The sequence below is a fragment of the Acinetobacter sp. ANC 4218 genome, assembly GCF_002135245.1.
GTDB lineage: Bacteria > Pseudomonadota > Gammaproteobacteria > Pseudomonadales > Moraxellaceae > Acinetobacter.
In genome coordinates this window covers 1-5,941 of sequence record NZ_NEGD01000030.1, presented here as the reverse complement: position 1 = coordinate 5,941, position 5,941 = coordinate 1, and the positions used below count along the sequence as shown (strand labels likewise).

At 41.1% G+C, this 5,941-nt stretch carries 1 protein-coding gene and 1 pseudogene; one reads left to right on the top strand and one right to left on the bottom strand.

Annotated elements, in window-relative coordinates:
* Positions 1-5,377 (top strand): annotated as a pseudogene (locus B9T38_RS16445) (Ig-like domain-containing protein); the annotation flags it as partial.
* A 255-nt stretch (positions 5,378-5,632) separates the two neighbouring features.
* Here the strand turns inward: B9T38_RS16445 and B9T38_RS16440 are convergent.
* The coding region (locus tag B9T38_RS16440) for an IS3 family transposase (RefSeq protein WP_143222759.1) at positions 5,633-5,941 on the bottom strand (309 nt) is incomplete at its 5' end.

Sequence of the window (5,941 nt, the reverse complement as noted above, 5' to 3'; positions counted from 1 at the left end):
TACCCCGGATGGCTCAGGTACAGCACCAAGTATCAGCGTTGCTACAGGCAGCTATAGTGATGTGGCGGGTAACCCGGGTACAGGTGATACGTTGAATGCAGCGGATGGCTTTGTGGTTGATCTGGTTGCACCAGTGGTTACTGTAAATGACAGCAACAGCAATGACAGCACCCCGGCACTGGGCGGTACGGTGAATGACCCAACAGCGATTGTTGTAGTTGAAGTGGATGGTGTTAAATATCCGGCAACGAACAATGGTGATGGAACCTGGAGCCTTGCAGATAACGTATTGTCTCCTTTAGGCGATGGCAGCTATCCGGTTAAAGTCACAGCGACAGATCCTGCAGGGAACAGCAGTACAGATACTGGTTCATTAACAGTAGATACTGTTGCCCCAGCAGCGACATTAAGCATTGATGCTGTTACAAGTGACAACATCATTAATGCAGCAGAAGCGGGTCTAAGTATTAATATCAGTGGTAGMGTGACTGGTGAATATCAGSYTGGTGATGTCGTCAGCCTCAACATTAACGGCAAGTTGTACAACACGACTGTTCAAAGTGGTGGCTTGTGGAATGGTGATGTCGCGGGTAGCGATCTTGCAGCGGATAGCGACAGCAAAATCAATGGCAGCGTCTTGGTTCATGATCTTGTGGGTAATAGCTTCACGGCTATTGCAACAGAAAGCTATGCAGTTGACACGACAGCACCGACATTAACCATCAGTGCTGCTGATCTGAAACTTGCAGCAGGTGAAAGCACCACGATTACTTTCAGCTTTAATGAGCCGGTCAGCGGCTTTAGCCAAGGTGATGTGATTGTAGTGGGTGGCAGCTTAAGTGCGATCACACCGGATGCAACTGGTCAGACCTGGACGGCAACATTTACCCCGGATGGCTCAGGTACAGCACCAAGTATCAGCGTTGCTACAGGCAGCTATAGTGATGTGGCGGGTAACCCGGGTACAGGTGATACGTTGAATGCAGCGGATGGCTTTGTGGTTGATCTGGTTGCACCAGTGGTTACTGTAAATGACAGCAACAGCAATGACAGCACCCCGGCACTGGGCGGTACGGTGAATGACCCAACAGCGATTGTTGTAGTTGAAGTGAATGGTGTTGAATATCCGGCAACGAACAATGGTGATGGAACCTGGAGCCTTGCAGATAACGTATTGCCTTCTTTAGGCGATGGCAGCTATCCGGTTAAAGTCACAGCGACAGATCCTGCAGGGAACAGCAGTACAGATACCGGTTCCTTAACGGTAGATACGCTTGCGCCGACTCTTAATATTAGTGCAGCAGATTTGCAATTATCTGCTGGAGAAATGATCGAAATTACTTTCACTTTTAGTGAACCAGTAAATGATTTTACAATAAGTGATGTTACTATCACTGGCGGAAATTTAAGTGGTCTTGTTGGAGATATAACCGGTACTGTTTGGAAAGCAACTTTTACTCAAAATGGTACTGATGCACCTAGTATTAGTGTTTCTTCAGGTAGTTATACTGATGTTTCTGGAAACCCTGGTGTAGGGGATACTTTGGACATTATAGATGGTTTCATTGTTGATTTAGTCCCACCAACTTTAGATATCACAACAAATAACAGTAGTGTATTAAGTGTGGGTGAAACAGCATTAGTTACATTCACTTTTAATGAAGAAATTGATGCAGCAACTTTCCTGGAAAGTGATATTGCTGTAGAAGGAGGAAGTCTTTCTGGCTTTATGCAAGTGAGTGCAACAGTATGGACAGCTATTTTTACTAAGGATGCTACTGATACATTACCAAGTGTTAGTGTGCCTGATAATAGCTATTCTGATCTTGCTGGTAACCAAGGTATAGGCGATAGTCAAATGTGGGATGCTGATGTGATAGCGCCAACATTAGTTATTAGTGCAGCAGACTCAGCTCTCTCGTTTGGTGACAACACAATCATTACATTTAAGTTTAGTGAGCCTGTTACAAGCTTTATAAGAAGTGATGTAGTTGTAGTAGGTGGAACTCTTGGCAATGTGACGACTTTAGACAATCAGACCTGGACAGCTACTTTTGCTCCAGATGGGCTTGCTGCTCCGAGTATTAGTGTAGCTGATTATACCTATTCTGATTTTGCAGGGAATTTGGGTGCTGGTGATACATTAGATAGCGAAGATGGATTTATTTTTGCTGTTATGGATGAAGGTTTATTAACCAGCCAGTCAACAGTTAAATTAAGTAGCCATCTTACAGAGTCTTATGTCGATGTTAATCTGGTAGCACCAGTGGCAGCATTATCTAGTGGTGGTGAGCCAATCGAATGGGAATTATCTCTAAATGGCAAAACTCTGATTGGTTCAACAGCTGGAAATAATGAAGTTTTACGTGTGGTTCTAACGAGTACCAACGATACCTTTGGTAATACCGTCTGGAATTACGATGTAACTTTATCTGATAGTATTGATCATCTTGTTGATTCGACAATTGAAAATATTACTTTTGGTCTTGAACTAGCGGGTGTTCCATTATCAGAAACTATAAGTATTGATATTTTGGATGATGTCCCTGTCCTTGCCGAAAATGTAAGCTATGATTTTGGATCGACTCCATCCATTTATTTTGGCAATGCGGTAGAAACCTTTGGTGCTGATGGTGGTCATTTAAGTACAGTTACCATTAATGGTGTAACTTATACCTACGATTCGGTGACAGAGTCAATTTCTTTTGCTGGCTCAACAACACAGTTCAATCCAGACAGTTACAGTTATGAAAATGGTGTATTAAATTTAACTACTTACTTTGGTGATGTAATTACAGTTAATTTCCAAACTGGCGAGTATTCTGTTGAGAGTACGGGTGTAAGTACAGGGCCAGCTCCAGATCAAGTTGCTCCAACAGCTATGGTTGCTGATCAAGGTGGTTTATTAGGAACTGTAGGTTTAAATGGTTTAGGCTTGATTGATCTAACTGCAAATCAAAAATTCACTGTTGCAGATGCAGATAATGATATTACGTCTACCTCTTTAAGTTTAACCACGAATCTAGGCGATGCTTTAGTCAATGCCTTGAATATAGATACAGGGTTACCTAATTTATTAACGCCACTTGATTTGACGGATACAATTGTGTTGCCTTTAGGTGATGCAATTGCTTTAATTGGACTTGATGCAGTACTCAATCTGTTAGGTGGAACAGTCGGTGGTCTATTAAGTACTTTAGGTCTGGCATCTTATGGATTAGAAGCTTCTCAATCATTGGCTGCAGAGCTTGGCTTGAAGATTATTATTGGTGATCAAGCCTTTATGCCGAATCCTGATGGTTCTGGTGATTATGTCTACGGACAAACCATCACATTTGAATTATTGGATCCATCTAAACCAGTTTCAAGTCAAGCTTTTAATGAGCTGTTGGCATCTATAACTGTAGATCAGGCATTTTTAGGTGATGTTGCAGACCTGTCCTTAGCACCAACATATACCTTGAATGTAACTGATTCTTTATCACAAACTGATATGGCCCAAAGTATCGATATCGCAAATGTATCTTTACTTGGAAATTTATTGGGTTCGAATACGACAGGGTTCCTCACTGAGGGCACTGCTGCAGATGAGTCAATAGATAAATCATCCACAACGACGAGCCAACGTATTTATGGTTATGAGGGTAATGATAGCCTTACTGGCAGTTCAGGAAATGATTTGATTCGTGGTGGTACTGGCAATGATACGATCATTGCTGGTAATGGCAATGACCTGATTTATGGCGGATCAGGAAATGACACCTTAACTGGTAATGACGGAACAGATGTATTTGTATGGGAAGATGGAGATCAAGGAACCACGACTATACCGGCTGTTGACAGAATTACTGATTTTAATCAGGCTAGCGCAGCAATTGGTGGTGATGTTCTGGATTTATCGGCTCTACTATCAGGTGCAGGTAAAATTGGCGATTTGGCGGGTAACTTAGCCAATTATCTGCATTTTGAAACTGTTGCTGGACAAACCGAAATATGGATCAGTACATCAGGTGCCTTTACTGGTGGTTATAATTCAGCTCAAGACAGTTCGAATATAGATCAAAAGATTATCCTGGAAGGTGTGAATTATTCAGCCGATACACGTACCGATGCAGAAATTATCAATGAGTTATTGGCAAAGGGTAAATTGATTGTAGATAGTCTGTATGGAACTCCAGCCACAAAAGAGTCTATAACAATTGATTTTACTGCAATTGATAATGATTCAGATGTTGCGACCAAACAAAGTGATGGTACAGCAACGTCAACTGGTTCTTTCGATAGTATTGCTGTACAGCCAGAAAGTGATTTGGTAGACCCTGCAATTAATACAGATCCGGTTGCGATTTTTGCTGATCGAGCCTTATTGGGGCTTGTTGGACTTGGTGCTTTAGGAATTGATCTGGATCGTCAAGTCTATGCTGCTTATGATGCTGAAAACAACATTCAGAAAGTTGAAATCACCTATCGACCTCTTATTGAAGTTGGCCTGACAAAAATTTCGATTGATGCTTCTCAGCGATTAGCTCAAGAACTTGGTTTAAAATTAAGCTATGCATCAACTGAAGGAACACTTACGCTGCTAGGGTACTCTTATACTTTAACTGTGACTGCATTAGATGGCGGTCCTATAGATAATGTGAAGTTAAATGAGTTATTAGCAACAGTTAAGTTGACAAATGAAAACGGAACTTTATTGGAAAGTAGTACACTCAGCCTTGAAGTTCTGCAATCTATGTCTGTAACTGTTACTGATACAAATGGTAAAGTTGATACTGATTTGGGGGGTAGTTTATTAGATGCCAATCTGATCAATAATCTGGGTGACTTTAATCAGTTCATCATTGAAGGTGCTAACATAGATAATACTCTTGATGCTTCTGGTAAATTAACAGGGCAAAGAATATATGCTTATGACGGTGTAGATACCATCACAGGTAGTACACACGATGACTGGATACGTGCAGGTGCAGGGGTAGATACTGTTAATGCTGGATCGGGTAATGATGCTATCTTTGGTGGATTAGGCAATGATATTCTAAATGGACAAGATGGTAATGATTTGCTATTTGGTGAATCAGGTAACGATACCATTACTGGTGGAATTGGTTCCGATATAGCTGTTTTCCAAGTACTTGATGGTGAGGAAATAGATGCAACAGGTGGTAACGGTACAGATACTTGGACTGATTTCATGGTTGACGATACTACAAATCCAGAAGCCGATATGATCGATATTAGCGATCTATTGGTGGATTATGCTGGTGATGGTAGTGCTGCTTCACTAGCGGATTATTTAAGTGTTACATCAGACGGTACAGATACAACCATTAGTATCGACCGTGATGGAACAGGAAGTCAGTATCAATCTGCTGATATATTGGTTTTGAGAGGTGTAGATACTTCACTTACAGAGTTGGTTAATAATAATCAATTCATAATCTAATTATACCGAGGTTTAGTCCTGAAATAGGTGAATACTTATTTCATCTAAGTGCCTGATGAACTTCCATCAGGCACTTTTTGATTTTAGGATTAACACACCAAGTGCATACATATTTTGTTTTCAAGCCAACAATTCTCAATCGACAGATTCTCATCACCCAGAATGAACTGAATAGCCACCAAAATTCTAGACACACCTAACCATCTTTTGATTGGCTTTTTCATAATCTAATGGAGAACGCTGACCATTGGAACCATGTCTGCGTTTTGAATTGTAGAACATCTCAATATATTCAAAAATATCCGATCTGGCTTCAGTTCTTGATGCATAGATTTTCTTCTTAATTCGTTCCCGCTTTAATAGCTGAAAGAAGCTTTCTGCAACAGCATTGTCATGGCAATTACCTCTACGACTCATACTACTTTCAAGATTATGATGCTTGAGAAATGTCTGCCATTCATGGCTGGTGTATTGGCTGCCTTGGTCAGAATGGAT